We start from the raw sequence: 4,499 nt of genomic DNA on the forward strand, positions 1-4,499 counted from the left end.
TTTCGGTGCTACATGGACGGGTTCTGTTCGCCTGTCCATGTCGTCCTGGGGTGTGGTGTGTCGTTCGCTGTGCAGAGGCTGCGGCTGTCCGAGGAGGGTCCGGTCTCATACACCGTGGTGGGGGACGACGGCTTGCCCGTCGATGCCGTGGAGGAGTTCCTCGCGTACCTGGCGGCGAGGGGCGCGTCGCCGAACACGGTGCAGGGCTACGCGTACGACCTGCGGGACTTCTTCGTCTGGCTGGAGCAGACGGGCCTCGACTACCGGCGCGTGCGCCTGGAGGTCCTGGCCCAGTTCTTCGACTGGCTGCGTCGGCCGAAGCCGGCCCGTGCACCAGGGGTATTCGTGCTGCCCGGTGTCGGCCAGGCGCTGGAGAACACCACGTTGCAGCGGAAGCGCGCCGCGCTCGCGTCGTTCTACCGGTTCCACGCCCGGCGGGACGAGAGCGTACCCGCGCTGCTGGGGAACTTGCTGGGCAGGCAGCCGACCGGCTCCTACACGCCGATGCTGGCGCACACCCAGCGGGGCGGCGAAGTCGAGTACAGCCCGATCCGCATCGCCGCCCACCGCGAGCCGCCCCGAACGCTGACCGAGGACGAGGTCCAGCGCCTGATGAGCGCCTGCAACCGGCGCCGGGACCAGTTCCTGATCGCTCTCCTCGACGAGTCGGGGCTGCGGATCAGCGAGGCACTTGGCCTGCGGCATGCCGACCTGAACCTCCGCAAGGGCGAGGTGCACGTCGTTCCGCGCGAGAACAACGCCAACCGGGCCCGCGTCAAGGGCATGAAGGGCCGGATCGTCCCCGTGAGGCCGGAGCTGTTCGACCGCTACGCCGCTTACATGGAGAGCGAGTACGGCACGCTGGACTGCGACTTCGTGTTCGTCAACCTCTTCCGGGAGCCAATCGGCTCCCCGATGACCCGGGCGAACGTCAACGAGCTGGTGGAACGCCTGCAGCAGCGAACCGGCATCACGCACTTCTCGCCGCACGCCTGCCGGCACACCTACGCCACACGGCTGCTGCGGGCCAAGGTCCCGATCGAGGTCGTGGCGGAGCTCCTTGGCCATGCCAGCTCGCAGACCACGGCCGAGATCTACAGCCATCTCGATGTCGAGGATCATCGCCGGGTGCTCCTCTCGGCCGGGATCATCAAGGACGGGACATCGGCCCGGTGAACACGCCCCAGACACGCCGAAGCTCGGCGGGGCTGCTGGCGAAGCTGATGGAGACAGTGCGCCCGGAGTTCCGGACCGAAGTGTTCTGCCCGCCGCGTGACAGCCCGGTGTTCTTTCCTGGTGAGTGCCGCATCGCTTCCTGCCCGACGACGCTGACCATGGGCCTGCTGAAGCTGTGTCGCACCCACCATCACCGCTGGGTGGCCGCAGGACGCCCGGCCGACCTGGACAGCTGGGCCGCGGACGAGGACGCGCGACTGCGCCGCCGCCAGCAGGTGCCGGCCTGCCTGGTCTCCGGGTGCAACCGGGCCAGGGCCGCTCACGGGCTGTGTCACCGACACGCCTCGCGGTGGACCCATGCCGGACGGCCACCCCTTGAGAACTGGGTGGCACGAACCCTCTACCAACCGCCGCGCAGACCGTGGGCCGCCGAGCGGAACTGCGAGTTTCCCGGCTGCCCACGCTGGACCGACAGCACCGATGCCCCGCTGTGTCACACGCACCACACCCGGTGGCGCAAGCACGGCCGCCCTGACCTCACCACCTGGTACGACGACCTCGCCCACCGCGGCGACCCGAAGATCCGCCTGAGCCAGCTCGATCCCGCACTCCGCCTGGAGTTCCAGTTCGGCCTGCAACACCGTCTCGACGAGGGACTGCGCTTCACCCCCGCCCGCGACGTGCGCCGCGCGGTCACCTGGGCCTGCCAGGCGCCGGTCACCAGCCTCCTGGACTGGGATGAGACCAGCTGGCGCGACTACGTCGCACCCGTCGGGCCCGGCGGCAAGCGCCACACTCACAACGTGGTCGCTTTCCGCTTCATCGCGGACACCCGCTTCGCCCTGGAGCACCTGCTCATCGCCGATGATCCGTGGGCCGACCAGTATCCGCGGGACACCTGGGACCTGCGCCACTTCGCCCTGGCCGAAGGCGAGACGCGCTACCTGCGTTTCGGCGGCATAGCCCAGCCCTGGCTGCGCGAGCTGGCCAAACGATGGTGCCGCTGGCGCATCAGCACGAACATCAGCGTCAACACCGTCGCACAGAACCTGCGCTCCCTGACCCATCTCTCCCGGCATCTTCCGCCGAACGCCGAGCCGGCCGATCTGACCCGGGCCAGGATCGAGACGTGGATTGCCGCCTTGGCCGTCGACTACCCGGACGTGTTCACTCGCCGGGCGGCGGTCAACGCGCTGGGCCGGTTCCTCGCCGACGCCCGCGCTCACGACTGGCAGCCCGGCCTGCCCCGCGACGCCGTCGTCTACAACGACGCCCCGCCTCCGCCGCCGGCCAAACCGCGCTGGATCTCCGAGCACCTGATGCGGCAGATGGAGAACCCCGCCAGCCTGGCACTGATCGCCACCGACGATCTCCGCCTCATGGTCCCGCTGCTGATCTCCTGCGGTCTGCGCATGAAGGACGCCCGGCGACTGCGGTTCGACTGCGTCACTCACGACGACAGTGGCGCCCCCTACCTGACCTGGGTCAACCACAAGATCCACGGACGCATCGCGTTCTTCCCGATCAGCCAGGCCCTCGCCGACGAGATCGCCGCACAGCAAAAGCGTGTCCAGGCCCGCTTCCCCGCCGGAAGCCGCTTCCTGTTCCCCGGCTGGCTGGCCAACCTCAACGGCAGCAAGCCCGTCTCGGACAGCTGGTGCCGCGAACAGATGGAGAACTGGCTGGAGCGAATCCGCCTCATCGACGAGCACGGCCGCCCCGCCCGGGTGACCTTCCACCAGTTCCGCCACACGCTGGGCACCCGGCTCATCAACGCCAACGTCCCGCAGCACATCGTCCAGCAACTGCTCGATCACATGTCGCCGCAGATGACGGCCATCTACGCCCGGCTGCACCAGAAGACCTTGCGTGAGCACTGGGAGAAGTCCCTCAAGGTCAACGCTGAAGGCGAACCTGTCGCTCTGCCTGCTGACCACCCGCTCGCCGATGCCACCTGGATGCGGCTGTCCCTGGTCCGCGCCAAGGTCAGTCTCCCCAACGGCTACTGCGGAGCACCCATTCAGACCGACTGCGAGTACGCCAACCCGTGTCTGGACTGTCGTTTCTTCATCACCACCGGCGACTTTCTCGACCAGCACCGACGCCAGCGGGACGAGACCCGCAAGCTCATCGGCGACGCCGAGAAGGCCGGGCTGTCGCGCATCGTCGAGAAGAACACCCGCACACTCGGCAAGCTCGACACCATCATCGATGCCCTGGAACAGGCCGGCCCGCAGCAGATCGTGGCCGGTGGGGAGGTGACTGATCTCGATGCCACCGGCTGATAACGCCCGCTTCCTCGTCGAAGCGTCGAAGATGCGCAGCAGGCAGGCACGCGAGCGAGCCGAAGAGGCCGTCAAGGCTGCAGCTCGCCGCGGCGAACGGCCCACGGTCGTCGGCATCGCGAACGCCGCCGGTGTCTCCCGGTCCTGGCTATACACGCAGACCGACCTCATCACCGCGATCAACCAGCTCCAGCAGCGAGCCCCGGCTCCCCACCGCAGTCCTCAGCACGCGGCCAGCGAAGCCTCCCTGCAACGCAGGCTGGAGACCGCGCTCGAACGCAACCGGCAACTTCGCGACAAGGTCGCCGACCTCACCCGGAAACTGGAGACCGCGCACGGCGAGATCCGTCGTCTCCGCACCCTGACCGCCGCGCCATCGAACGGCGCTGCTGAGCGCCGCTGACTCTCGCGCCACGCAGGTGGGGATCCTCCGCCGACCGGTACTACTCGGGACCCTTACAGTGCCTCCGTCCCCGCGGATAGGGTCACCGGCATGATTATTTGGCTGAACGGGACCTTCGGCGTCGGCAAGACCACCACCTCGAAGGAACTTGCCGCGCTCCTTCCTGACGCAAGGGTCTTCGACTCCGAAACCGTCGGCTACATGCTGCGACACGTCCTCAATTCCGTTCCTGTCAGGGACTTTCAGGAGTGGCCGCCATGGCGTGGTCTGGTCGTGGAGACCGCTGCGCAGGTCCTCGACTTCGTTGGCGGAGTGCTCGTCATCCCTCAATCGGTGCTGGTCGAGCAGTACTGGGAAGAGATCCACGCCGGGTTGGCGAAGGCTGGCATTCCAGTGCGGCACTTCGTGCTGCACACCGATCCGGACACGCTGGCCCAGCGCATCGAGGGCGACACGGTCGAAACCGGTGCTCGACAATGGCGCCTGGATCACATCCCGCGCTACCAGGACGCTCTTCCCTGGCTGCGGCGAGAAGCTGAAGTCATCGACACCACTCACCTCTCGCCCACCCAAGTTGCGCAGACGATCGCGGCCAGCGTTCCCAGCTGAACGACCGGATCCACCGCTCGACATAG

General features: G+C 67.8%; 4 protein-coding genes. All 4 read left to right on the forward strand.

The window, feature by feature from the left end:
* The first annotated feature begins 132 nt into the window (after window positions 1–132).
* Window positions 133–1,176, forward strand: a complete 1,044-nt coding sequence (locus ABD355_RS44540; RefSeq protein WP_344407186.1) for a tyrosine-type recombinase/integrase — start codon at window positions 133–135, stop codon at window positions 1,174–1,176.
* Window positions 1,173–3,461, forward strand: a complete 2,289-nt coding sequence (locus ABD355_RS44545; protein WP_344407187.1) for a tyrosine-type recombinase/integrase — start codon at window positions 1,173–1,175, stop codon at window positions 3,459–3,461. The genes ABD355_RS44540 and ABD355_RS44545 overlap by 4 nt, the downstream gene beginning before the upstream one ends.
* Complete coding sequence (locus ABD355_RS44550; protein ID WP_344407188.1) at window positions 3,448–3,864, forward strand: DUF6262 family protein; 417 nt, start codon at window positions 3,448–3,450, stop codon at window positions 3,862–3,864. Before ABD355_RS44545 ends, ABD355_RS44550 begins: the two co-directional genes overlap by 14 nt.
* A 90-nt stretch (window positions 3,865–3,954) precedes the next feature.
* Window positions 3,955–4,473, forward strand: coding sequence for a P-loop nucleotide/nucleoside kinase family protein (locus ABD355_RS44555; RefSeq protein ID WP_344407189.1), 519 nt, complete (start codon window positions 3,955–3,957; stop codon window positions 4,471–4,473).
* The last annotated feature ends 26 nt before the right edge of the window (window positions 4,474–4,499 follow it).

The organism is Streptomyces longisporus (genome assembly GCF_039532765.1).
Lineage (GTDB): Bacteria > Actinomycetota > Actinomycetes > Streptomycetales > Streptomycetaceae > Streptomyces > Streptomyces longisporus.